Here is a 23451-nt window from a genome sequence, read left to right on the forward strand (position 1 = left end):
GTTCGAGCGCGATGCGGCCGAGATGCGAATTGCCGGATTCGTCCAGGCCCGGCGACCAGACCGCGATCGAGGCCTGGCCTGGCGCGACGGCGAGAATGCCACCGCCCACGCCGCTTTTTCCCGGCAGACCGACCCGATAGGCGAATTCGCCCGAGCCGTCATAATGGCCGCAGGTCAGCATCAAGGCGTTGATGCGCCGCGCCCGCTCGGCCGAGACGATCGAGCAGCCGGTGTCGGGATTGCGGCCGGAATGGGCGAGGAAGCGCCCGGCGCGCGCCAGTTGCTCGCAGGTCATGGCGATGGCGCAATGGTGGAAATAGGTTCCGAGCACGAAATCCACGGGGTTTCGCAACACACCGAAACTCTTCATGAAGTTGGCCAGCGCGGCGTTGCGGAAGCCGGTGGCCTTTTCCGAGCGCGCCACGGATTCGTCGATGAAGACGGAATCGTCCTGCGCCGCGAAGCGGATGAAGCGCAGGATTTCGCCCAAGGCCTCGCGCGGCGGATGGCCGCTCAGGATCACATCGGTCACGGCCAGCGCGCCGGCGTTGATGAACGGATTGCGCGGCACGCCTTTTTCCAGTTCGAGCTGGACGATGGAATTGAAGGCGTTGCCGGAGGGCTCCCGGCCGACGCGACGCCACAGCGAATCGCCGGCCAGACCCAGCGCCAGAGTCAGGGTGAAGACCTTGGAAATGCTCTGGATGGAAAAGGGGATGTCGCAATCGCCGCCGCAGGCGAGGGTTCCGTCGGCGGCGACGACCGCGAGCCCGAATCGGGCCGGGTCGACATGGGCCAGTTCCGGGATATAGGTCGCGACGTCGCCCCTGTCGTCGCGGCGCGCCATTTCGTCCGCAATTTCGTGGACGATCTCTTGCAGATCCGGCAATTCCCATTCCTCCCGCGCACGCCTCTTGCGCAAGCTGCGCCGGAGCGCCAAATCCGAGGCAGGCTAACGGAATTTGCCTTGCCGCAATAGCGTCAGATCAAGGCGATAAACATTATGCGCGTCTAGGCTCGCGCGTGAAATGCGAGGTTTTCCCTTGAACCAGAGTGATGACAAGGAAACGGCCGTCGAGGTCCAGCCGGCGTCCGGAACCGTCGCGGGCGCTGGCAATCCCGCGCAATTGCCGGCCAGGCTGCCCGAAGCCGCGCATGAAGTGACCGAACATCATCCGCCGAGCCGGCGCAGCGTCTGGGCGCGGCGGCTGGCGATTCTCGCGGTGATCGGCGGCGGCATCGCCTTCGCGATCTGGCAGGCTCATCGCGCGCCGGCCATTCCAGCCTGGATCGTTTATGGCAATGGCCGGCTGGAAGCCGATCCGATCGACATCGACACCAAATTCGCAGGCCGCATCGCCGAATTGCGCGCCGATGAGGGCGATCCCGTCACGGCCGGCCAGATCGTGGCGGTGATGGACACCCGCGACATGGCCCAGACCCTGCAAAAGCAGCAGGCGCAGGTCGCGCAGGCGCAGAAGGCGGTGGAGGAGACGCAGGCCACCCTGGAGCAGGCGCGCAGTTCCACCGTGCTGGCGCAACAGCAGATGGAGCGCGCCGAAAAGCTGCTCGCCAGCGGCTTCACCACTCATGAAGTCTATGACCAGCGCAAACAGGCGCTCGACGCCGCCCGTGCGATCCAGATCGCGGCGGAGCATCGCGTCACCGAGGCGCAAAGCGCGCTCAAGGCGGCGCAGCACGATGTCGACCTGACCCAGGTGAATATCGACGACAACAAGCTGGTCGCCCCGCGCGTCGGGCGCATCGAATATCGCCTCGCCAATGTCGGCGAGGTGCTGGCGGCCGGCGGCAAGGTCTTCACCATGCTCGACACCGCCTATGTCTATATGGACGTCTATCTGCCGACGCTCTCCGCCGACAAGGTGAAGATCGGCGCCGATTCCCGCATCGTGCTCGACGCCTTCCCCGATCGGCCCATTCCGGCGAAAGTCTCCTACCTCGCCAGTCAGGCGCAGTTCACGCCGAAAATGGTCGAGACCAAGAATGATCGCGACAAGCTGATGTTCCGCGTGCGGGTCAAGATCAATCCCGATCTCGCTCGCGCCCATGCGAGCGAGGTGCGCAGCGGCCTGCCGGGCGTGGCTTATGTCAAGACCGACGACGCGCAGGCCTGGCCGGATTCGCTGCGGGGACGCCAGGAATGAGTTTCGATCCGGGCGCGCCGGTCGTCCGCCTGCGTCACCTGCGCCATGTCTATGGCCGGACGGTCGCGCTCGACGGCCTGTCGATCGACATTCCCTCGGGCTGCATGGTCGGGCTGGTCGGGCCGGACGGGGTCGGCAAATCGACACTGCTCGGGCTGATCGCAGGCGCCAAGGCGTTGCAGGATGGCGGCGTGGATGTGCTCGGCGGCGATATCGGCGACGCCCGGTTCCGCGCGGCCGCCTGCGACGGCATCGCCTATATGCCGCAGGGGCTGGGCAAGAATCTCTACCCCGATCTCACGGTCGCGGAGAATATCCGCTTCTTCTCGCGGCTTTATGGGCAGAACCGCGCCGAGGGCATGGCGCGCATCGCGCAGCTCATGCGGGACGTGGGCCTCGCGCCCTTCGCCGACCGGCCCGCCAACAAGCTGTCCGGCGGCATGAAGCAGAAGCTCGGCCTGTGCTGCGCCTTGATCCACGACCCGGAACTGCTGATCCTCGATGAGCCGACCACCGGCGTCGATCCGCTGTCGCGGCGGCAGTTCTGGGAATTGGTCGATCGTATGCGTCAGGCCGCGCAAGCGGTTGGCGAACGCCAGAGCGGCGCGCAAAAAATGAGCGTCCTCGTCGCGACGGCCTATATGGAGGAGGCGGAGCGGTTCGACTGGCTCATCGTGCTCAACGCCGGCAAGATCCTCGCGACCGGCGCGCCCGACGAGATCAAGGCCCGCACCGGCGCCGACAGCATCGAGGACGCTTTTGTCGCGCTGCTGCCGGAAGAGGAGCGCGCGCAGTCCCGTAAGCTCGACATTCCGCCGCGCCAGAGCGACGGCGACGGCCCGGTGATTTCCGCACGCGGCCTGACCTGCCGGTTCGGCGATTTCACCGCCGTCGATCATGTCGATCTCGACATCGGGCGCGGAGAGATTTTCGGTTTTCTCGGCTCCAATGGCTGCGGCAAGACCACAACCATGAAAATGCTGACCGGCCTGCTGCCGGCGACCGAGGGAACGGCGCGGCTGTTCGGCCAGACCATGGAGGCGGGCGGCATGGAGTCGCGCCGGCGGGTCGGCTATATGTCGCAGAGCTTTTCGCTTTATTCCGAACTGACCGTGCAGCAGAATCTCGACCTGCACGCACGTCTGTTCCACCTGCCGCGCGCCGAGGCGCATAGCCGCATCGCCGATCTGCTGGCGCGCTTCGGTCTGGAGGACCAGCGCGACGCGCTGGCGGCCGACCTGCCGCTCGGCATCCGGCAGCGCCTCGCGCTCGCGGTCGCTCTGGTGCATCGGCCCGAATTGCTGATCCTCGACGAGCCGACCTCCGGCGTCGATCCGCTGGCGCGCGATGAATTCTGGCGGCTGCTGATCGAACAATCGCGCGTCCACGGCGTGACCATTTTCATCTCGACTCATTTCATGAACGAGGCGGCGCGCTGCGACCGCATTTCGCTGATGGATTCCGGGCGGATTCTCGCCACCGGCGCGCCGGCCGACCTGGTCGCGGCCAAGGGCGCCGCCAATCTCGAAGACGCCTTTATTTCATACTTGGAAACGGCGGGCGCCGGGCGGGCCGAAGCCGGGCCGACCGAACAGCCGGCGCCGCTCGCCACGGCCGGGCCGCGGAAAAATCAATGGTTCAGCCCGCGCCGGATGCTGGCCTATACGATCCGCGAAATTCTGGAGCTGTCGCGCGATCCGATCCGGCTCGGCTATGCTCTGTTCGGTCCGGCATTGCTGCTGCTGGTGCTGGGCTTCGGCATCACGACCGACGTCAATTCGCTGACCTATGCCGTGCTGGACCGCGACAATTCCTTCCTGAGCCGCGCCTATGCCAGCGAAATTCGCGGCTCGGCCTACTTCATCGAGCAGCCGCCGATCCGGGACGCGGAAGACCTGCGCACCCGCCTCAAGAGCGGGGCGGTGAGCGCGACCATTGAAATCCCGCCCGGCTTCGGTCGCGACATAAAACGAGGACGCCCGACCGAAGTGTCGGTCTGGATCGACGGCGCCATGCCGTTCCGCGCCGAAACCATTCACGGCTATCTCGAAGGCGTCCATCTCCAATTCATCAGCGATCCCGCCATTCGCGGCATGGCGGAGGCGGGCGACGCGCCGGCCTCGATCGAGACCCGCTTCCGCTACAATCAGGATTTCGATTCCATCTACGCCATGGCGCCCGGGGCGATCGCGCTGCAGCTCGCCTTGATCCCGGCGATCCTGATGGCGCTCGCCATCGTGCGCGAGAAGGAGCTGGGCTCGATCACCAATCTCTATGTGACGCCGGTGTCGCGGCTGGAATTCCTGCTCGGCAAGCAATTGCCCTATATCGCGCTGGCCTTCGTCGATTTCCTCGTCATGTTCCTGATCACCATCACCATTTTCGACGTGCCGCTCAAGGGCGGCTTCGTTGTCTTGGCGCTGGCCTCGCTGGTCTATGTGGCGGCGACCACCGCTTATGGCATGGTGGTTTCGGCCTTCACCAGCACCCAGATCGCGGCCTTGTTCGGCACCGCGATCCTGACCCTGCTGCCGGCCAGCATGTTCTCCGGCATGACGACGCCAGCCTCCTCCATTACCGGCATGGGGCGGATCATGGGCGCCTTGTTCCCCATGACCTATTTCCTGCCGATTTCGGTCGGCGCCTTCACCAAGGGCCTCGGCTTCGCCGATCTCGGCCGCCATCTCGCCATACTGGCGTTGTTTCCACCGGTGTTGATCTTCGTCAGCCTGCTCCTGCTGCGCAAACAGGAGAAATGATGCAGACGCTCGCCAATATCTACTGGCTCGGAACCAAGGAACTGCGCAGTTTCTTCCGCGACTGGGTGCTGCTCGGCCTGGTGGTCTATTCCTTCTCGCTGGCGATCGTCGCCCAGGCGCAGAGCAATTCGCAGGAATTGCACAACGCCTCGATCGCTTATGTCGACGAGGATCATTCCGAGCTGTCGTCGCGGCTGGCGCGGGCCTTTCTGCCGCCCTATTTCCTGCCGGCGGTTCCGGTGGCGCCGGGCGATATCGACCGGCTGATGAACACCGGGGCCTATACTTTCATTCTGGACGTTCCGCCCAATTTCGAGCGCGATCTCGTCGGCGGCCGCAAGCCGGTGCTTCAGATCAATGTCGACGCCACCGCCATGGTCCAGGCGGGCATTGGCTCTGGCTACGCCCAGCAGATTCTCACCGATGAGGTGATGAAATTCCTGACGCGGCAGGACCTGCCCGCGCCCGCGCCGATCGCCCAGCAGGTGCGTATCGCCTTCAATCCCAATCTCGTCACCGCCTGGTTCACCAGCGTCATGGGCATCATTAGCTCCGTCACCATGCTGGCGATCATTCTCGCCGGCGCGGCCGTGGTGCGCGAGCGCGAGCATGGCACGGTGGAGCATCTCCTGGTGATGCCGGTGACGCCTTTCGAGATCGCCATGTCGAAGATCTGGGCGAACAGCCTGGTGATCGCGGGCGCCGTCGGCCTCTCGCTGGTCTTTGTCGTCAAGCGGCTGCTTGGCGTGCCAATCGAAGGCTCGATCCCGCTGTTCATGTGCGGCGTGCTGCTCTATCTGTTCTTCGCGACCTCGGTCGGCATTTTCCTGGCGACCATCGCGCGAACCATGCCGCAGCTCGGCCTGCTCTATCTGCTCGTCGCCGTGCCGCTGAACCTGCTTTCGGGCGGCAATACGCCGCTGGAATCCATGCCGCCCTTCCTGCGCACGGTCATGCAGTTCTCGCCCTCCACCCATTTCGTCGCCATCGCCCAGTCCATCCTTTATCGCGGCGCGGGATTCGACATCGTCTGGCCGCGCTTTGTCGCGGTGGCGGGCATTGGCGCGATCTTTTTGGCGCTCGCCCTCTGGCGTTTCCGCAGCGCCTCGTCGCAATCCACATCCTGAATCTGGTCTGGAACTTGCTTAAATTACGGGCAATTCATGTCGAGGGACCAAAATGCCGCTCTATTCGTACCATTGCGCCGATTGCGACAAGGATTCCGAACTGCTGGTGCGGTCGGACGACAAGATTGTCTGCCCGGCCTGCGGCGGAGAGAAGATGGAGCGTCTGCCGTCATGGCTCGCGCCCGATCTGAAATCGGACAAGATCCGCAAATCCTGGCGCGCGGCGGCGGCGCGCGGCGGCGATCTGAGCAATTTCAGCACGTCGGAGCGCAATAGTTTCAAGAAGTAAGCGCGGAAGCTTCATTCGGAGCGTCACGAATTTTTCATGGCGCGCCGCCAAATTCCGGGCAAGGAGACATTCATGCGCCTTGCCCTTTCCGTCGCCTTGTTGCTCGCGCTCGGCCTGCCGGTCGCCGCCCAGTCCAAGCCCCATAATGTCGTGCTGTTCGTCGCCGACGGTCTGCGTCCCGGCATGGTCAACGACCAGACCGCCCCGGCCATGACGGCGCTGATGCGCAAGGGCGTCACCTTCGCCAACAGCCATTCGGTGTTTCCAACCTTCACCACGCCCAATGCCGCGAGCATGGCGACCGGCCATTATCCGGGTGACCACGGCGATTTCTCCAATACGATCTATACCGGCTTCCCGGTGCCCGGCGCCGGCGACAGCGTGACGCCGTTCCTCGAAAGCGATCCCGTGCTCGGCGACGTCGACGAACATTTCGCCGGCGATTATCTCGACGAGCAGACCATCCTGCGCGCCGCGCGCCAGAAAGGGTTTTCCACCGCGACCATCGGCAAGCTCGGACCGGCTCTGATCATGGATCATTGGGGGCGCGACGGCAGCGGGACCCTGATCGTCGACGACAGCACGGGATCGCCCGCCGGCGTGCCTGTGCCCGAGGACTTCAAGCCCCGCTTCGCGGCCGCCGGTCTGCCGGACAAGACGCCAAGTCGCGGCGCGAACAGGAACGCCGGCAACGCCAATGAGCCGGGAACGCTGGTCGCCAATGTCGAGCAGCAGGATTATTTCGTGAAAGTCGCCACGAAGGTCGCGCTGCCGATCTTCAAGGAGCGCGACAAGCCTTTCGTGCTGGTGTTCTGGTCGCGCGATCCGGACGGCAGCCAGCACAATCAGGGCGACAGCCTCCTGCGCCTCGTCCCCGGCATCAATGGCCCGACCTCGCTCGCCGGGATCCGCAACGCGGACGACAATCTCGCGGCTTTGCTGGAGGCGCTCAAGGCGCAAGGGCTCGACGGCGATACCGACGTCATCCTCGCCTCCGATCACGGCTTCTCGACCATTTCCAAGGAAAGCGCGACAAGCTGGACCGCGACGCAGAATTTTCCGGGCGTGCCGGCTCATCTGCTGCCGCCGGGTTTTCTCGCGATCGATCTCGCCCGCGGCCTCGGCCTGCCTTTGTTCGATCCTGACGCCAAAAGCGCGCTGGTCGCGCCCGGCGCCTTCCCGACCCGCGCCAATGGCCTGATCGGCCTCGACCCGGCGCAGCCCGACGTGGTGGTGACGGCCAATGGCGGCTCGGACCTGATCTATCTGCCCAAAAAGGATCAGGCTCTGGCGCGCCGGATCGTCGAGCTGCTTTCGGCGCAGGATTATGTCAGCGGCCTGTTTGTGGACGACGATCTTGGCGCGATTCCCGGCACGCTGCCGCTGTCGGCCATCGCGCTCAAGGGGACGGCCGTGACGCCCATGCCGGCGATTGCGGTGAATTTTCGCAGTTTCGCCTTGGGTTGCGACGACCCGACCACCTGCGGCGTCGAAGTCGCCGACACCGGCCTGCAGCAGGGGCAGGGCATGCACGGCAGTTTCTCGCGCGCCGACACGCGGAACATCATGGCGGCATTCGGCCCGAGCTTCAAGGAAAGCTTCATCGATCCGGCCCCGGCCTCCAACGCCGATATCGGCAAGACAGTGGCGCGCCTGCTCGATCTCGACATCAAGGATCACGGCAAGCTGATCGGCCGGGTGCTGGGCGAGGCCATGCCCAATGGCGCCATGCCGGAATGGAAGCGCGATGCGCTGCGCTCCGCGCCCGACGCCAGCGGCCATGTCACGGAAGTCCGCTTCCAGTCGGTCGGGCCGACGCTTTATTTCGATGTCGCGGGCTATCCGGGTCGCACGCTGGGCCTCCCGGCGGCCGAGGCGAAATAGCCCCCGCGCAAAGCCCAACGCCTCAATGCGCCGGGGCCTTGGCCCCGTTGTGATGGGCGACGATGGCGTCCGCCGTCTTGCCGACGATTTCCGCGAGATGGTCGAATTTCTGTGTGAAGAAGCCGACGCCGGCGGTGGCCGAGCGCAGCTCCACGATCAGGCCGTCCATTTCCGCCTCGGGGATCAGGGCGTTGAGCACGTCCCAGCCTTCCCAGCCGGGTCGCCCGTCATAGCCGAGGATCTGGCCGCGCCGGCCCGAGACGATCGCCGTGATGCGCGAGAGATCCTCGCTCGGGGCGGTGATCTCGACATTCAGGATCGGCTCGAGCAGCACCGGATCGGCCTTGGCCAAAGCCTCGGACACGCCGAGCCGCGCCGCCGTGCGGAAGGCCATGTCGGAGGAATCCACCGTGTGATAGGAGCCGTCGGTGAGGGTGACGGCGACGTCCACCACCGGGAAGCCGAGTGGCCCGGTCTCCAGCGCGTCCTTGCAGCCTTCCTCGATGGCGCCGAAATAATTCCTGGGAACTGCTCCGCCGTGAACGGTTTCGTTGAAGGCGAAGCCGTCGCCACGGGGCAGGGGGCCGACATCCAGCGCCACATCGCCGAATTGGCCATGGCCGCCGGACTGCTTCTTGTGGCGGCCGCGCACCGAAACGGCATGGCGGATGGTCTCGCGATAGCCCACGCCCGGCTTGCGGGTCTCGACAGTGACGCCGAACCGCGCCGCGAGCCGCTCCAGCGCGACGCGCAAATGCATTTCACCCTGGCCGAACAGGCGCAGCTCGCCGGCCTGCTGGTCCTGGACGAAGATCAGCGACGGATCCTCGTCATTGAGCTTGGCCAAAGCGGCGGCGAGCCGCACCTCGTCCTTGCGGTCCTTGACCGCGAGGGCGATGGCGTGGGTCGGCTGCGGCGGCGGAACCAGCGCGGCCGCCGGGGCGGCGACGCCATTCTTGGCGTCGCCGAATGTGTCGCCGGTCGCGACATGGTCGAGCCGGCCGAAAGCGGCGCAATCGCCCTCCTCTATCTTGCTCTGTTTCGAGCCGGCGAGGCCCATCAGGCGCGACAGGCCCGAAATGCGGTCCTCGCCCCTGGCGTTCTTCACCACGGCGCCGTCGGCGAAAGCGCCGCGCAGCACGCGGGCGAAGCTGAGCTTGCCGCCATGGGCGGTATGGATGGTCTTCACGACATGGGCGAGGGCGGGGCCCTCATTGGCGATTCCAAGGCGCTCGCGGACTTTGGCGATCCCCGGCGATTCGTGGCGCAGCGCCTTGAGCAGGCGGGTCACGCCATGGCCGGCCTCGGCCGAGCCGATCAGCACCGGCGCGACAATGCCGTCGCGCAGGTCGCGGGTGAGGTCGTCGAAGATCTGGTCGCGCGGCGGCTCGATATCGGCGATCAGCTCCTCCATCAGCGAATCGTCGTAATCGGCCAGCTTTTCCAGCATGGTGTAGCGCGCTTCCTTCTCGCGCGGCATTTCGCCGGCGGGCACGTCCACCACTTCGGAGGGGGCGTGTTCGCGATAGACGAAGGCGCGCTCCAGCGCGAGATCGATGAAGCCGGTGACGATGCCGTTCTGCCACAGCGGAATCTGGCGCAGCAGCAGCGGCGTGCGCGAGGCCGGCTGCAACATGGCCAGAGTCTCGCGGATGCGCAGGGCGGCCTGGTCGATCTTGTTGAGGAACAGGATGCGCGGCACGCCGAGGTCTTCGAGCTCGCGCAGGATCAGGCGAAGCGCCGGCAGCTTGCGCTCGTCCGCCTCGCAGACCACGATCGCGGCGTCGCAGAGCGGCAGCACATTGCGCGCCTCATGGGCGAATTCGATCGAGCCGGGCATGTCGATGAAAGTGTAGCGGTCGCCGAGATAATCGACCGAGGCGATATTGCCCTCAACGCTGGCGGCGTGGGCGCGCGCCTCGGCGCTGCTGTCGCCGACGGAGGAGCCGTCGCGCACCGAACCCTGGCGGGACAGGGCGCCGGCGCGGGCCAGGATACATTCCAGCAGGGTGGTCTTGCCGCTCTGGAACGGGCCGACGATCGCGATGAGCCGCGGCCCGCTGACTCTCTTGTCGATGTGACGGGTCTCGCTCATGGCTCGCTCCTTCCGGTCCGTCCGCCGCTTTTGTCGCGCCGACCCTTGTTTTGCGGCGCCGATTCCGGCGCGCTGCGGGCGGCAGGCGGGCTTGTCGCAAATATTTCACGCGATGCGGCAAAAGCCAATGATTTTGCGGCGACAAAGCAGCGTGCGTCACCGGGAAAGCAGAAAAAATTCTATCTATATAAAAAAAATCAATTGACCTTATAGGTAGAAATTACATAGTTCGCCCGAAGGACGGCGGCGCCATGATGCAGATCGGTCAGTTCATCCATTTTCCCTATACGGTCGCGGGGCTCGCGGTCGGAAGCCTGGTCGGCCTGACCGGCGTCGGCGGCGGCTCGCTGATGACGCCGCTGCTGGTGCTGCTGTTCGGCGTCCATCCGGCGACCGCCGTGGGGACGGACCTGCTTTACGCCGGCATCACCAAGATCAGCGGCTCCGCCGTGCACCACCGCAAGGGCTCGATCGACTGGTCCGTCGCGCGCCGGCTTGCGATGGGCAGCGCGCCGGCCGCGCTGGCCACGCTGGCGCTGCTCGCCCATTGGGGCGCGCAATCCGGCCGTTCCAGCGCGACCATTTCCGTCATTCTCGGCTGCGCCTTGTTCCTGACCGCTGTCGTCCTGCTGTTCCGCCCGGCTTTGGTAGCGCGGACGCAGCCCTTGTTCGCCCGCCTGTCCGAGCGGCGGATCGCGCTGCTCACCGTGCTGCTCGGCGTCGTTCTCGGCGTGCTGGTCACGATTTCCTCGGTCGGGGCGGGGGCGATCGGCGTGACGGTCCTGTTGATGCTTTATCCCCAAATGAGCGTCCTGCGCATTGTCGGTTCGGATATTGCTCACGCCGTGCCGCTTACCTTGATCGCCGGCGCCGGCCACTGGGCGATCGGCTCGGTGGATTGGCCGATGCTGGTTTCGCTCCTGCTCGGCTCCATTCCCGGCATCATGGTCGCCAGCCATTTCGCGGGGCGGCTGCCGGATCGGGCTCTGCGCCTGTTGCTCGCCGGCGCCTTGGTTCTGGCCGGCGCCAAGCTTGTGTCGTGACCGCCACGCCGGAACTGTCACATTTTTGCACCAAGCCCGCGCAAAGACCTTTAGAAGTATTCTAAACTGCCGGGTTTCAATTGGGCGCAAAGCTATGAAACAGATACCTTAAATCCCAGCTTGACCGGATCGAGTTGACCGGGCGTTTTCGAGGGAAGGTATCAGAATGAGCAAGTCAACAGACGCGCAGCGCGGCGCAAGGGCCAGCGCGAAAAACTGGCGAGGCGCGGCTGTGGCGGCTCTTGTGGCCCTGCCGAGCGCGGCTTTCGCGGATGACGCGCCGCCTCCGACGATCACGGACCAGATTCCCCAGCTTGCCTCGGTGGCGGCCTTCAAGAAGCAGCTCGCCGACAAGGGCATCGGCGTCGCGGTCAATTATATCGGCGACGTGTTCGGCAATCCGTCGGGCGGCCAGAAGCAGGGCGCGGCCTATGACGGCCGTCTCGAACTGGTGCTCGACGCCGATATGGAGAAGCTGGCCGGCATCAAGGGCGGCGCCATCCACGCCAACGGCTATTGGATCACCGGCGGCGGCCTGACCAGCGATTATGTCGGCAGCCTGATGCCGGTGACCAACACCGAAGCCATGGTCACGGTCCGCCTCTACGAATTGTGGTACGAGCAGAAGTTCTTCGACGGCAAGGCCGCGTTCCGCTTCGGCCAGCTCGCCGCCGACACGGAATTCCTGCTCAGCAAATATGGCGCTTTGTTCGTCAACGGCACCTTCGGCTGGCCGGCCTTCACCGCCGCCAACCTGCCGGGCGGCGGCCCCGCTTATCCGCTGGCGACCCCCGGCGTGCGGCTGAAGCTCGGCTCCGACAGCGATCCGTTCACCGTGCTGCTGGCGCTCTACAACGGCGATCCGGCGGGCAAGAACTGCATCGGCAATCCGCAGAAGTGCAACGCCTATGGCACTACCTTCGCGCTCGACACCTCGCCGCTGATGATGCAGGAATTCCAGTGGCGCTATAATCAGGACAAGGATTCCAAGGGTCTCGCGGGCCAGATCAAGATCGGCGCCTACGAACATTTCGGCGATTTCAACGACGAGCGCTTCGACGTCAACGGCCTGCCGATCGCCTTTACCGGCGGCGACCCCGGCCAGTTGCGCGGCAATTGGGGCATTTACGGCCTGTGGGATCAGCAGATCCTGAAATTGTCCGACGACGGCTCGAAGAGCGTGGGTTTCTTCGCCCGCGCGATGGGCGCGCCGGACGACCGCAACCTGATGAGCTTCTATCTGGAAGGCGGCCTGAACTTCGCCGGCCTGGTTCCGAACCGTTCGGACGACGTGTTTGGCGTGGCGGCGGCCTATGGGCAGATCTCGAACGCGGTGCGCGGCTATCAGTTCGACGCCGGGATCTATCCGGTGCAGAACTACGAGGCGATGATCGAAGTGACCTATCAGGCCGCTCTGATGCCGGGTTGGACCATTCAGCCGGACTTCCAGTACATCTTCCATCCGGGCGGCAACATTGCTGACGCCAGCGGATTCCCGGCGAAGGACGCCGTGGTGCTCGGCGTGCGCACCTCGATGGCGTTCTGATCCATCCCACTTGCATTCAAGGCGCGGCGGCGGCTTCGGCTCCGCCGCGCTTTTGTTTGCGGAACGGCGTCAGGGGCGGGCGTTGAAAACGTGCTCTTCCAGCAGATATTTCAGGCCGCGATCCCAAGCCTGATCGTTATTGCCGCGAATGTCGACGCTGCCGCCCTTGAGCGTCTGGCCGGTCGCGACATCGACGATGCGGATATTGAGATTCAGGATCAGATTGCTGACCTTTTGCGCCCAGGCGACCACGGCCACCTGCGCGCCGACCTTTTTGGCGAGATCGGCCTCGCAGCCGTTGCAATCGTGAATGTCCTTGATCCCGTCGAGGTCCTTCTGGAGCAGCGCGATATCGACCACGCGATATTGGCCTGATTTCTCCAGCGCCTGTTTCAGCGCCGCCGTGAGATGCTGGACCCGCGCGGTTTCCTCGGGCGAGGTCGGCTGCGGCGAGGCGTTGACGAAGACAGAGTCGAACACGGCGGCGGTTTTGGCGTCGTCGGCGACAGCGGCGCCTGCCGAAAACAACGCGCCGGCGGCGAGCGTGAAGGCAAACAGGAGATTTCTGGCGCGCATGTCGGCTCCGGCGACGATTTGGGGTCGCCGACAAGGCTAGCATGGCGAACCGGCGTGGCAAGCGCGGTTCCGGTCCGTCATTACGAGCGAAGCGAAGCAATGACGGTGGGCGAGGCTGTACGCGGCGCCCGCATTTTATTGTGAATGGCGTCGTCGCGCCGGTTTGTCCCACGCCACGCCGATGCTATCCCATCCAACCCGATTGAAATTGGAGCCCTCGGCGTCATGGGGCGCAGTATTGAACTTGGCGCGGCGGCGCTCGGCGCGCCGGCGACGATCGATCTGGAGGAGCTTCTCGCCACGCGCCTGCTGGTGCAGGGCAATTCCGGCTCGGGCAAGTCGCACCTTCTGCGCCGGCTGCTGGAGCAGAGCGCCGGCTTCGTGCAGCAGGTCGTCATCGACCCGGAGGGCGATTTCGTCTCGCTTGCCGCGCGCTACGGCCATCTCGTGCTCGACGCCGCCGAATGCGAGCGCGATCTCGCGGCCATCGGCGCACGGGTGCGGACGCATCGCGTCTCGGTGGTGCTCAATCTCGAAGAGCTGGAAGTCGACAATCAATTGCGCGCCGCCGCGCAATTCCTGAGCGCCCTGTTTGACGCTGATCGCGACTACTGGTTCCCGGCGCTGGTGGTGGTGGATGAGGCGCAGCTTTTCGCGCCCGCAGCCGCCTCCGACGGCTCCGATGAGGCCCGGCGCCTCAGCCTCGCCGCCATGACCAACCTGATGTGCCGGGGGCGAAAGCGCGGTCTGGCCGGGGTGATCGCCACCCAGCGCCTCGCCAAACTGGCCAAGAATGTCGCGGCCGAGGCGTCCAATTTCCTGATGGGCCGCACCTTCCTCGATATCGACATGGCGCGCGCGGCTGATCTCCTTGGCATGGAGCGCCGTCAGGCCGAAATGTTCCGCGATCTCGAGCGCGGCGCCTTCGTCGGGCTGGGGCCGGCGATTTCGCGGCGGCCTTTGCGCGTCAAGATCGGCGGGGTGGAGACGGAGGATCGCGGCGTCGCGCCCAAGCTGCTGCCGCTGCCGGAGGCGCATGAGGCCGAAGCGCTGCAAAGCCTGATTTTTGCGGTGGGCGATACCCCCGCGCCGCCGCCGCGCCCGTTGGCGCCGAGGCCGGAGCGCCTGCAGGAAATCTTCGCCAGCATCGAGGCGCCGCCACAGGCCATCGCCGCGCCGCCGCCGGAACTGACGGAGGAGGAGCGCGAGGCGGCCATCGAGGACATCCTCGGCCAGATGCTGGGCGAGGAAAAGGCCGCGCTTCAGGGCGCCGAGGCGCTGCACCGCGATTTCCAACTGCGCTGCCGCATCCGCCGGCTTGGGCGGCTCACGCCCGATCTCGGCGATTTCCGCCGCCGGATCACGATTTTCCGCGCCAAAAAAGCGTTTCCGGAGGGCGCCGACGAGGAGGCCTGGGGCAGGGCGATCGATGTGGCGGCGCGGCTCGCCGGCGACATGCAGAGCGTGTTTCTCTATCTGAGCCGCGCGGCGGTGGCGGGCCAGCCATGCCCCGGCGACGAGGATATCGCGAAATTCTTCGGTAGCGCCTCCCCCAGCCGCGCCCGTCGCATGCTGGGCCAATTGGAGCAAACCGAACTGATCGTCGCCCGCACCGATTTCGACCAGCGCCGGATCATCGCCTTTCCCGAGCTTGGGCTGGAGACGGCGGCTTAGGCGAGGGCGGAAGATTTTCCGGCGCTCGCTTACCCGCGTCATTGCGAGCCATAGGGCGTCGAAGGACGCCCGTCCTTCGACGGGCTATGGCGAAGCAATCCACGTTGCGGAGCGTCGCAGGGTGGATCGCTTCGCTCCGCTCGCGATGACGTGGGAGCCGTTCGACGCGTGCGGCCAAAGCCAGCGGCGCCCGGCTGAGCTCACGCAGATGTGAAGTTTTGCCCACTGATATTTGTTTGCGATGAAGAAAGTCCAATCTTAGGCTTCAGCCACAGGATTTACGCGCCGGCGGGATTCCTCGAACAAGACGGAATTCAATCGTCGCCTTGGTCGTCTTTCCGGTTTTGCGCGTTTTGACTGGGCCCAGGCATTCCCGGAATGCCAACGGCTTTGGCGGAGCAAATCGGGCGGATGGCAATGACGATTGCGTTTGTGACGACGAGCAATCTCGATCTCGCGCTGACGAAAGTCGCGGCGGGCCGGCCCGTGGTCTATTGCGGCCCGCATCAGGGCGTATTCCGCTTCGAAAGCGCCAAGGCCGTTGCCATCAGGCGCTTCCGCGCCTCGCCTCGGCGCAACGCGCTCGGCCTGCCCGAGGGGCAGGAAGCCGCCTTCCGCAAATTCCTCGCTGGCGCTTAAGGAAGAGTCTTCTCGCCACATTAGCGTGCGGCGAGGTGAGGCCGGCGATCGGGCGGCGCCGCTCGGCTGGCGAATTGCGCAATTCATATCATGCCTCACAACGGAAACGGCGGCTTTCGCCGCCGTTTCATCGCAGGGCAAATTGGTCTCGAGACTCGAGCCCCCCCCCGAAGCCTTACGCGTGAGCCCTGCTCGTGCTGGGGAGGACATTGCGAATGCGTTCGCCTTCGACCCACTGGAAAGCAGCACTCGCGTCGGTCACTTTAATATCCTGTTCGATGATCAATTGATCGCAGAGCATGACGCAAATCGCGTCGATGGGCGCGCTGGTGTCGTTCTCCTCGGTCATGCGGTCGATGGAGATTTCGCCCATTTCCTCGCCGTCGACTAGGTGGATGATGAAGACTTCCTCATGGCCGGGAATGCCATGCGCATTCACGCGGAAGGTTTCCCCCTTATATCGAAATTCACGGATCATCTCTGACGTCCCTATGGCGATTATTCAATTCGGCCTTCACGGCCGTTTTGCCAGACGCGACGGTCAATGCCCTCTCGCATCGCGCCAGGCCCCAAGAATTAGCATGATCGAGAGGAAAACCGATGACCAAAGCTTCGCCACCGCGACCGTGCGCGGGCGTGTCGGAATCCCTTCAAGGGCGGCGCAGACCGGTGATTAATCGGCGCGCATTTGGCTGGGTCGCGGCTGCGGGATGAGGGGCGCCAGGGCCGTAGGATGACGGGGCCCAGGCTCCCGGATGCGGCTTTGGCGGAGCAACTCGGGCGGATGGCAATGACGATTGCGTTTGTGACGACGAGCAATCTCGATCTCGCGCTGACGAAAGTCGCGGCGGGCCGGCCGGTGGTTTATTGCGGCCCGCATCAGGGCGTGTTCCGCTTCGAAAGCGTCAAGGCCGTCGCGCTCAAACGCTTCCGCGCCTCACCCCGGCGCGGCGCGCTTGGCCTGGCCGAGGGGCAGGAAGCGGCCTTCCGCAGATTCCTTGCTGGCGTATGAGGGGCGTTTCTCGCGGTCGTGAGCCGCGCCGACCCGGGCGATCAATCTCGTGGCGTGGCTCTTCGGCGAGAGCGCCATCGCCGCGAAATTGTCGTTTTTTCCGTAAGCAGTCATTTTGTGATTTGCTTCGTGGGGAGACCACCCCACGGCTCTCTCCGTGTCGAGATCGCGAAATTTGCCATCTCGCGCTCGATTTCCGCGAGAGTGACGACCCCGACACAGGGCCGGGCCCCGGGCTTAATCCTGCTGCTCAGCAAGGCGCGCGTAGTCGCGACCGCCGCGAGCGTCGGCACGTTGGGTCCGTCGTCGTTCTCGGCGAGCAGGCTCCATTGCATGGAGGTCGGCGCGCCATTGTCGTCAAGACCTGAGACGCGGACGACCATGCCGCCCTTGTCGCTGCAGAACGGACGGGTGAGGCGGCGGGTGCCGTGCAGGATTTTGGCTGTGGCCTTCGGCGATGGAATTCCGCCCGGGAGATGGGAGAGCGCCAGTAAGCCGAAATGTTCCAGCGGAAATTCAAGCCCGGCCAGGAATCGGACGCTCTCGCGCACATTGAAGTGGCGCGATAGCAGTTCAGCGTCTGGCGTTTCGACCGGAGACACCCAGCGTTGGCCAAGGCCGGGAATGTTCCATTTTTCTGCTGTGCCCCAGCCGCGGATTTGGCTCAGGCGACCAGTGCTCCAGATCGGAATCGGCCGGCCGGCGTAGGATAGGATCGCCTCGATGACGTTGATGCCGACTTCGCTCGCGCCGCCTGGCGTGATAGCGGCCTCGATCGCGTCAATGCGCCTCCAGCCTTCGGCGAGTTCGTCGACGACGGCAGAGGACAGGGCAGGAGTCGAGGACGCTCCCGTCACGGCGGCGACGTTTTTCGCGCGGGCGAGGCCGTCGAGAGCGCCGGCGAAGCCGAGCACATGGTCGCGCGCGTCAGCGAGGTCGATGAAATGCGCGCCGGCTTCGAGGCTGGAGCGGGCCAGCGCATAGTCGCCGCCCTGGAAGGGGCCAGAAGCATCGATGACGAGCCATGGCGCGAACGTTTTGAGGTGGTCGAGGTCTGTGGTTTTGTCGAAACCCACGCCGTCTACACCTTGGCTTTGAAACTCGCTGCGGAGCGCTTCTGCCAGAGCCCTCGCCCGGTCAGCATCCCGGCTCGCCACGATAAGGATCGCATTCTCTATTCGTGCGAGCTGGCGCGCGAGCCTGCGGCCGAAGACGCCGGTTGCGCCGACGAGAAAGATTCTGTGTTCGGTCATCGGTTTGGCTCTTTCGGCGGGGCAGTGAAGATGTGCAAAAAGCCGGCGGATTGTTCCGCCGGCTTTTTGCTTTGTTTTCAACGCTGCAGAAAATTCAAATTCCGGCTTGCGTAAGGAATCACTCTATTTGCGGAAAGGCCACGTTCGCCTTTTCAGCACTCAGCTACACCCGGTAGTCGCCCCACAAGTATCGCACTTCAAACAAGTCCCATTCCGCACCAGCGTGAAATTCGCGCACTCAGGACACGCTTCGCCGATATAGCCTTTCATCCGCGCTTCGGCGCGCTTGTCGAGCGCTTCGTCGGGCAGTTTCATCGGCGGGGTCCAGGTCAGCGTGTCCAGCACGCTCGGCGAGGTCGGCTCGGCGAGGGCGTCGCCCTTGAGGGCGGTCGCGCCGACGCTGACCGCCGCCACGGCCGGCGCCCGAGCCGGTTCGGCCGGGCTGGTGGTCTGCACCAGCATCAGCTTGTCGGTCTTGCCGCGCACGAGGCCGCGCGAGACGAATTTGGTCGTCTGGTTGGCGGCGCCGCTTTGCGGCGCGCGGCCCTGTTCGTCGCCCGTGCCCATCGCGGTATGGCCGATGTCGGACGGGTCGACATGGGCGAGATCGTTGCGGCCGAGATAGGAGATCGCCAGTTCGCGGAACACGTAATCGAGGATCGAGGTCGCGTTCTTGATCGCGTCATTGCCCTGCACGAAACCCGCCGGCTCGAAGCGGGTGAAGGTGAAGGCGTCGACATATTCCTCCAGCGGCACGCCATATTGCAGGCCAACCGAAATGGCGATGGCGAAATTGTTCATCAGGCTGCGGAAGGCGGCGCCTTCCTTGTGCATGTCGATGAAGATCTCGCCGATGCGGCCATCCTGATATTCGCCGGTGCGCAGATAGACCTTGTGGCCGCCGACCACGGCTTTCTGGGTGTAGCCCTTGCGGCGGTCGGGCAGCTTTTCGCGCTCGCGCCGGCGTTCGACGCGTTCGATGATCCGCTCGACCACGCGCTCCGCGATCTGGGTCGCGCGCGCCGGCTGGCTCTGGGCCATGAAGGCGTCGAACGCGTCCTCGTCGTCCTCTTCGTCATCCGCGATGAGCTGCGCATTGAGCGGCTGCGACAGTTTGGAGCCGTCGCGATAGAGCGCATTGGCCTTGAGCGCGAGGCGCCACGACAGCAGATAGGCCGATTTGCATTCCTCGACCGTCGCGTCGTTCGGCATGTTGATGGTCTTGGAGATCGCGCCCGAAATGAAGGGCTGCGACGCCGCCATCATGCGGATGTGGCTCTCGACCGAGAGATAGCGCTTGCCCGTGCGGCCGCACGGATTGGCGCAATCGAACACCGGCAGATGCTCGGTCTTCAGATGCGGCGCGCCTTCGAGCGTCATCGCGCCGCAGACATGGACATTGGCGGCTTCGATCTCGGCCTTGGTGAAGCCGAGGAAAGGCAGCAGCTCAAAAGCCGGGTCGTCGAGCTTTTCGGCCGGGACTTTCAGGGTGTTGACCAGGAAATCCGGGCCGAGCGCGAATTTGTTGAACACGAATTTGATGTCGAAGGCGCCGGCCAAAGCCTTGGCGACGTCGGCCAGCTTTTCGGGCGTGAAGCCCTTGGCGGCGAGGGTGGTTTCGTTGACGCCGGGCGCCTGTTTCAGGCTGGCGTGGCCGACGGCGTAAGCCTCGATCTCGGCGATCTGCGCCTCGCCATAGCCGAGCGCGCGCAGGCCCTCCGGCACGGCGCGGTTGATGATCTTGAAATAGCCGCCGCCGGCGAGCTTCTTGAATTTCACCAGCGCGAAATCGGGCTCGATGCCGGTCGTGTCGCAATCCATCACGAGGCCGATCGTGCCGGTCGGCGCGACCACGCTGACCTGCGCATTGCGATAGCCGTGCTGCTCGCCGAGTTCGAGGGCCTTGTCCCAGGCCGCGCGGGCGTGGGCGATCAGAGTCTGGTCGGGGCAGGAGACGGCGTCGAGCGGCACCGGCGCCACCGCGAGCTGCTCATAGCCCTCGCTCTGGCCGTGGGCCGCGCGGCGGTGGTTGCGGATGACCCGCAGCATCGCCTCTTCATTGTCCTTGTAGCGGGCGAAGGCGCCGCGCTCAGCCGCGATCTCGGCCGAGGTCGCATAGCAAATGCCGGTCATGATCGCGGAGAGCGCGCCGCACAGGCTGCGGCCTTCCGCCGAATCATAGGCGAGGCCGGACGACATCAGCAGGCCGCCGATATTGGCGAAGCCGAGGCCGAGCGTGCGGTAGTCAAAGGAGAGCCGGGCGATCTCACGCGAGGGGAACTGCGCCATCAGCACCGAGATTTCGAGCACCAGAGTCCACAGCCGCACGGCGTGCTCGTAAGCCGCGACATCGAAGGTCTTGGTGTCGGGATCGCGGAATTGCAGCAGGTTCAGCGAGGCAAGATTGCAGGCCGTGTCGTCGAGGAACATATATTCCGAACACGGATTGGAGGCGCGGATCTCGCCGCCGGCCGGGCAGGTGTGCCAGTCGTTGATGGTGGTGTGGAACTGCAGGCCGGGGTCCGCCGAAGCCCAGGCGGCATAGCCGATCTTTTCCCAAAGCTCGCTCGCCGGGATCGTCTTGGCGACCGTCCCATTGGTGCGGCGGATCAGCTTCCATTCCCCATCCTGCTCGACCGCGCGCAGAAAACCGTCGGTGATGCGGACCGAATTGTTGGAGTTCTGGCCGGAGACGGTCAGATAGGCTTCCGAATCCCAGTCGGTGTTATATTCGGCCAGGTCGAAATCGCGGAAACCCTGTTTCGCGAACTGGATGACGCGCTTGATGAAGCCGTCCGGGCAATTGGCGCGGCGGGCCAGTTTGATCTCGCGCTTCAGGGCCGGGTTCTTCTCCGGGTTGAAGCAATCGTCGCCCGGGCCCTCGCAATTCACGGCGGCGCGGAACACGGCCTTCATATGTTTGCGCAGGATCTTGGAGCCCGCGACCAGAGCCGCGACCTTTTCCTCTTCGCGCACCTTCCAGTCGATGAAGGCTTCGATATCCGGATGGTCGGCGTCGACCACCACCATTTTGGCGGCGCGGCGGGTGGTGCCGCCGGACTTGATCGCGCCGGCGGCGCGGTCGCCGATCTTGAGGAAGGACATCAGGCCGGAGGACTTGCCGCCGCCCGAAAGCTTCTCGTTCTCGCCGCGCAGCGAGGAGAAATTGGCGCCCGTGCCGGAGCCATATTTGAACAGGCGCGCCTCGCGCACCCACAAATCCATGATGCCGCCTTCATTGACCAGATCGTCCTTGACCGACTGGATGAAACAGGCGTGCGGCTGCGGATGCTCATAGGCGGAATCGGAGGCGGTCAGCTCGCCGGTCCGGAAATCGACATAGAAATGGCCCTGGCCGGGACCATCGACGCCATAGGCCCAGTGCAGGCCGGTGTTGAACCATTGCGGCGAATTGGGCGCGGCGATCTGGCGGGCCAGCATAAAGCGCATTTCGTCGAAAAAGGCCTGAGCGTCCTCTTCCGTATCGAAATAGCCGCCCTTGTAGCCCCAATAGGTCCAGGCCCCGGCGAGGCGATCGAACACCTGTTTCGCGGAATCTTCGCCGCCGAGACGTTCTTTTTCGGGCAGAGCGGCGAGGGCGTCTTCATCGGGGATCGAGCGCCACAGGAAGGACGGGACGGCGTTTTCCTCGACGCGCTTCAGCCGCGCCGGCACGCCGGCCTTGCGGAAATATTTCTGCGCCAGCACGTCGCAGGCGACCTGGCTCCAGGCGGCCGGGACCTCGATGCCAGTCTGGGCGAACACGGTCGAGCCGTCGGGATTGCGGATTTCGCTCTTGGTCTGCCGGAATTCAATGTCCTGATAGGGCGATTGTCCCGCTTTGGTATAGTGCCGCTCGATCCGCATGTTGTTCCCCCGATAGCCCCGAATAGCCCTGTCGCAGCGCGTCATTCGTTCGCCGGTCATGCGCGCAGGGGCGGAACGGCCGCATGCGTCGGGAGGCGGGGAGGGTCTCCCCGGCCAAGCCAGACGAACGCGGCACCGACACGCCTTGAAATGAGAGCTGCGCAAGACCGCCGCCCACGGGGCGCGCGTCCGTCACTTGTCCCGGAGCGGCGCCGTCCTTGCGCTTAACCGGCGAGCCCCGAACCGGTTGCGCCGGTTCTTCGGATCGCCGGAGGCGCGAACCGCGTCGCCGGGATGATCCAAGCTAACGCCAGCTCGAATGTGGCGTCAAGGTGGCGTCAAGATATTGTGTTGGATTTTATCAGTCACACTACAATTTGGGGATTCTGGGGACAAATTCCAATTAACTTTAAGAAAGTTTTTGCATTTTTCAGCCTGCTGGCGCAGGGCGTTTCAGGCGGCGTCACAAACCCAGCCAGGGCCGCAACAGCGGCAGGATTACGCTGGTCAGGGCGCCGTTGAGGCCCATGCCGATTCCCGCAAAAGCGCCCGCCGTCGAATCGATATGGAAGGCGCGCGCGGCGCCGATGCCATGCGAGGCGAGGCCCGCCGCCATGCCGACCGCCGCCGGATCCTTGATTCGCAGCAGGCGCATCAGCGGCGACAGGATGATCGCGCCATAGACCCCGGTCGCGATCACCAGGGCCGCGGTCAGGAAGGGCGCGCCGCCGATCCGCTCCGCCAGGCCCATGGCGATGGGCGAGGTCACGGATTTCGGCGCCAGCGAGGCCGCGATCTCGTGCGAGGCCCCCATGGCCTTGGCGATCGCCACCACGCTGGCGATCGCCACGACGCAGCCAACCAGCAGCGAGGCGGCGATCGGCAAGGCGGTGGCCCGCACCCGCTCGAAATTGCGGTAGAGCGGCACGGCGAGGGCGACCGTCGCCGGCCCGAGCAGGAAATGGATGAATTGCGCGCCGGAGAAATAGCTCTCGTAATTCGTGCCGGTCGCCTTGAGGGCCAGGATGATGAGAAGCGAGGCGATCGCGACCAGATTGACCGCCGGATGCCGGTTGAAGGCCATCGAAATGCGGTCGGCGACGACATAGGCGATGAGGGTCAGTGTCAGCCACGACAAAGGGCTAGTGGCGAGATAGACCCAGACTTCCGGGTGGGGCGCGAGCAGGGACGTCATCAGGCCCCCGGCTTGGCGAGCAGGCGGAAGGTGAGGGCGGTGGCGGCCTGGGCGAGCGCTGTCGAGACCGCGATGGCGACGATCAGAGTCACGGCATTGGCCTCCAATACGTCGAGATAGCGCATCAGCCCGACCGAGGCCGGCACGAACAGCAAGGAGAGATGGCCGAGCAAACCATCGGCGGCGGCGCCGAGCTGGGCCGGCACGGCGCGGGCGCCCTCGCCGCCGCGCGCGACCAGCGCGGCGAACAGCAGGAACATGCCGAGCACCGGGCCGGGCAGCGGCAAGGCGAAGGCGCGGACGAGAAACTCGCCCAGCAATTGGCAG

Annotated in this window: 18 protein-coding genes; 10 read left to right on the forward strand and 8 right to left on the reverse strand. The window is 65.0% G+C overall.

Translation table 11 applies throughout. From position 1 onward, the window contains the following. Positions 1 to 847 (reverse strand): glutaminase (locus ACE3S9_RS02600; RefSeq protein WP_374544887.1); only part of this gene is annotated, 847 nt, incomplete at its 3' end. A gap of 196 nt (positions 848 to 1043) precedes the next feature. Between ACE3S9_RS02600 and ACE3S9_RS02605 the strand changes: the two genes are divergently transcribed. The 5 genes from ACE3S9_RS02605 (at position 1044) to ACE3S9_RS02625 (ending at position 8224) form a co-directional block, all read left to right on the forward strand. Then, positions 1044 to 2165 carry an HlyD family secretion protein gene (locus ACE3S9_RS02605; protein ID WP_374544871.1) on the forward strand — a complete coding sequence of 374 codons (1122 nt, stop codon included), beginning with the start codon at positions 1044 to 1046 and terminating at the stop codon, positions 2163 to 2165. Next, a complete protein-coding gene (gene rbbA / locus ACE3S9_RS02610; RefSeq protein WP_374544872.1) occupies positions 2162 to 4924 on the forward strand; it encodes a ribosome-associated ATPase/putative transporter RbbA in 2763 nt (920 codons plus the stop codon). Before ACE3S9_RS02605 ends, rbbA begins: the two co-directional genes overlap by 4 nt. Beyond that, complete coding sequence (locus tag ACE3S9_RS02615; protein ID WP_374544888.1) at positions 4924 to 6051, forward strand: ABC transporter permease; 1128 nt, start codon at positions 4924 to 4926, stop codon at positions 6049 to 6051. Before rbbA ends, ACE3S9_RS02615 begins: the two co-directional genes overlap by 1 nt. 52 nt (positions 6052 to 6103) lie before the next feature. Beyond that, positions 6104 to 6340: a zinc ribbon domain-containing protein gene (locus ACE3S9_RS02620; protein WP_374544873.1), complete on the forward strand. Its 237-nt coding sequence runs from the start codon at positions 6104 to 6106 to the stop codon at positions 6338 to 6340. Between the two features lie 72 nt (positions 6341 to 6412). Further along, positions 6413 to 8224, forward strand: a complete 1812-nt coding sequence (locus tag ACE3S9_RS02625; protein ID WP_374544874.1) for an alkaline phosphatase family protein — start codon at positions 6413 to 6415, stop codon at positions 8222 to 8224. 22 nt (positions 8225 to 8246) lie between these two features. On the opposite strand, the gene ACE3S9_RS02630 is transcribed toward ACE3S9_RS02625, so the two are convergent. Continuing rightward, positions 8247 to 10319 (reverse strand): elongation factor G, encoded by a 2073-nt coding sequence (locus ACE3S9_RS02630; RefSeq protein WP_374544875.1) that lies wholly within the window; start codon positions 10317 to 10319, stop codon positions 8247 to 8249. Positions 10320 to 10570: 251 nt separating this feature from the next. On the opposite strand from ACE3S9_RS02630, the gene ACE3S9_RS02635 reads away from it, so the two are divergent. Next, positions 10571 to 11362, forward strand: coding sequence for a sulfite exporter TauE/SafE family protein (locus ACE3S9_RS02635; protein ID WP_374544876.1), 792 nt, complete (start codon positions 10571 to 10573; stop codon positions 11360 to 11362). Between the two features lie 166 nt (positions 11363 to 11528). Beyond that, positions 11529 to 12908 carry a carbohydrate porin gene (locus ACE3S9_RS02640; protein WP_374544877.1) on the forward strand — a complete coding sequence of 460 codons (1380 nt, stop codon included), beginning with the start codon at positions 11529 to 11531 and terminating at the stop codon, positions 12906 to 12908. 69 nt (positions 12909 to 12977) lie between these two features. Here ACE3S9_RS02640 and ACE3S9_RS02645 read toward each other — a convergent pair whose 3' ends face one another. Then, complete coding sequence (locus ACE3S9_RS02645) at positions 12978 to 13484, reverse strand: DUF3280 domain-containing protein (protein ID WP_374544878.1); 507 nt, start codon at positions 13482 to 13484, stop codon at positions 12978 to 12980. Positions 13485 to 13709: 225 nt separating this feature from the next. Here ACE3S9_RS02645 and ACE3S9_RS02650 point away from each other — a divergent pair, with 225 nt between their 5' ends. After that, positions 13710 to 15158 (forward strand): helicase HerA domain-containing protein, encoded by a 1449-nt coding sequence (locus tag ACE3S9_RS02650; RefSeq protein WP_374544879.1) that lies wholly within the window; start codon positions 13710 to 13712, stop codon positions 15156 to 15158. Between the two features lie 417 nt (positions 15159 to 15575). Further along, entirely contained in the window at positions 15576 to 15797 is a 222-nt protein-coding gene (locus ACE3S9_RS02655) for a hypothetical protein (protein ID WP_374544880.1), read from the forward strand. 175 nt (positions 15798 to 15972) lie between these two features. Here the strand turns inward: ACE3S9_RS02655 and ACE3S9_RS02660 are convergent, their stop codons facing one another. Next, the gene (locus ACE3S9_RS02660; RefSeq protein ID WP_374544881.1) at positions 15973 to 16275 is read right to left on the reverse strand and encodes a hypothetical protein; all 303 of its coding nucleotides are present in this window, start codon (positions 16273 to 16275) and stop codon (positions 15973 to 15975) included. A gap of 312 nt (positions 16276 to 16587) precedes the next feature. On the opposite strand from ACE3S9_RS02660, the gene ACE3S9_RS02665 reads away from it, so the two are divergent. Continuing rightward, on the forward strand, positions 16588 to 16809 hold the full coding sequence (locus tag ACE3S9_RS02665; protein ID WP_374544882.1) for a hypothetical protein: 222 nt from the start codon (positions 16588 to 16590) through the stop codon (positions 16807 to 16809). A 110-nt stretch (positions 16810 to 16919) separates the two neighbouring features. Here ACE3S9_RS02665 and ACE3S9_RS02670 read toward each other — a convergent pair whose 3' ends face one another. The 4 genes from ACE3S9_RS02670 to ACE3S9_RS02685 all read right to left on the reverse strand — a co-directional run. Beyond that, complete coding sequence (locus tag ACE3S9_RS02670) at positions 16920 to 18062, reverse strand: saccharopine dehydrogenase NADP-binding domain-containing protein (RefSeq protein WP_374544883.1); 1143 nt, start codon at positions 18060 to 18062, stop codon at positions 16920 to 16922. A gap of 159 nt (positions 18063 to 18221) precedes the next feature. After that, positions 18222 to 21929 (reverse strand): vitamin B12-dependent ribonucleotide reductase, encoded by a 3708-nt coding sequence (locus ACE3S9_RS02675; protein WP_374544884.1) that lies wholly within the window; start codon positions 21927 to 21929, stop codon positions 18222 to 18224. 463 nt (positions 21930 to 22392) lie between these two features. Next, positions 22393 to 23124: an LrgB family protein gene (locus ACE3S9_RS02680; protein WP_374544885.1), complete on the reverse strand. Its 732-nt coding sequence runs from the start codon at positions 23122 to 23124 to the stop codon at positions 22393 to 22395. Next, a partial coding sequence (locus ACE3S9_RS02685) for a CidA/LrgA family protein (RefSeq protein WP_374544886.1) occupies positions 23124 to 23451 on the reverse strand: 328 nt, incomplete at its 5' end. The genes ACE3S9_RS02685 and ACE3S9_RS02680, both read right to left, overlap by 1 nt.

Source organism: Rhodoblastus sp., assembly GCF_041915505.1.
GTDB lineage: Bacteria > Pseudomonadota > Alphaproteobacteria > Rhizobiales > Beijerinckiaceae > Rhodoblastus.

Excerpts from the sequence above, each read along its gene's own strand:
- rbbA (WP_374544872.1), top strand. The coding sequence starts at position 2,162 with ATGAGTTTCGATCCGGGCGCGCCGGTCGTCCGCCTGCGTCACCTGCGC.
- ACE3S9_RS02615 (WP_374544888.1), top strand. The coding sequence starts at position 4,924 with ATGCAGACGCTCGCCAATATCTACTGGCTCGGAACCAAGGAACTGCGC.
- ACE3S9_RS02620 (WP_374544873.1), top strand. The coding sequence starts at position 6,104 with ATGCCGCTCTATTCGTACCATTGCGCCGATTGCGACAAGGATTCCGAA.
- ACE3S9_RS02625 (WP_374544874.1), top strand. The coding sequence starts at position 6,413 with ATGCGCCTTGCCCTTTCCGTCGCCTTGTTGCTCGCGCTCGGCCTGCCG.
- ACE3S9_RS02630 (WP_374544875.1), bottom strand. The coding sequence starts at position 10,319 with ATGAGCGAGACCCGTCACATCGACAAGAGAGTCAGCGGGCCGCGGCTC.
- ACE3S9_RS02635 (WP_374544876.1), top strand. The coding sequence starts at position 10,571 with ATGATGCAGATCGGTCAGTTCATCCATTTTCCCTATACGGTCGCGGGG.
- ACE3S9_RS02640 (WP_374544877.1), top strand. The coding sequence starts at position 11,529 with ATGAGCAAGTCAACAGACGCGCAGCGCGGCGCAAGGGCCAGCGCGAAA.
- ACE3S9_RS02645 (WP_374544878.1), bottom strand. The coding sequence starts at position 13,484 with ATGCGCGCCAGAAATCTCCTGTTTGCCTTCACGCTCGCCGCCGGCGCG.
- ACE3S9_RS02650 (WP_374544879.1), top strand. The coding sequence starts at position 13,710 with ATGGGGCGCAGTATTGAACTTGGCGCGGCGGCGCTCGGCGCGCCGGCG.
- ACE3S9_RS02655 (WP_374544880.1), top strand. The coding sequence starts at position 15,576 with ATGACGATTGCGTTTGTGACGACGAGCAATCTCGATCTCGCGCTGACG.
- ACE3S9_RS02660 (WP_374544881.1), bottom strand. The coding sequence starts at position 16,275 with ATGATCCGTGAATTTCGATATAAGGGGGAAACCTTCCGCGTGAATGCG.
- ACE3S9_RS02665 (WP_374544882.1), top strand. The coding sequence starts at position 16,588 with ATGACGATTGCGTTTGTGACGACGAGCAATCTCGATCTCGCGCTGACG.
- ACE3S9_RS02670 (WP_374544883.1), bottom strand. The coding sequence starts at position 18,062 with ATGACCGAACACAGAATCTTTCTCGTCGGCGCAACCGGCGTCTTCGGC.
- ACE3S9_RS02675 (WP_374544884.1), bottom strand. The coding sequence starts at position 21,929 with ATGCGGATCGAGCGGCACTATACCAAAGCGGGACAATCGCCCTATCAG.
- ACE3S9_RS02680 (WP_374544885.1), bottom strand. The coding sequence starts at position 23,124 with ATGACGTCCCTGCTCGCGCCCCACCCGGAAGTCTGGGTCTATCTCGCC.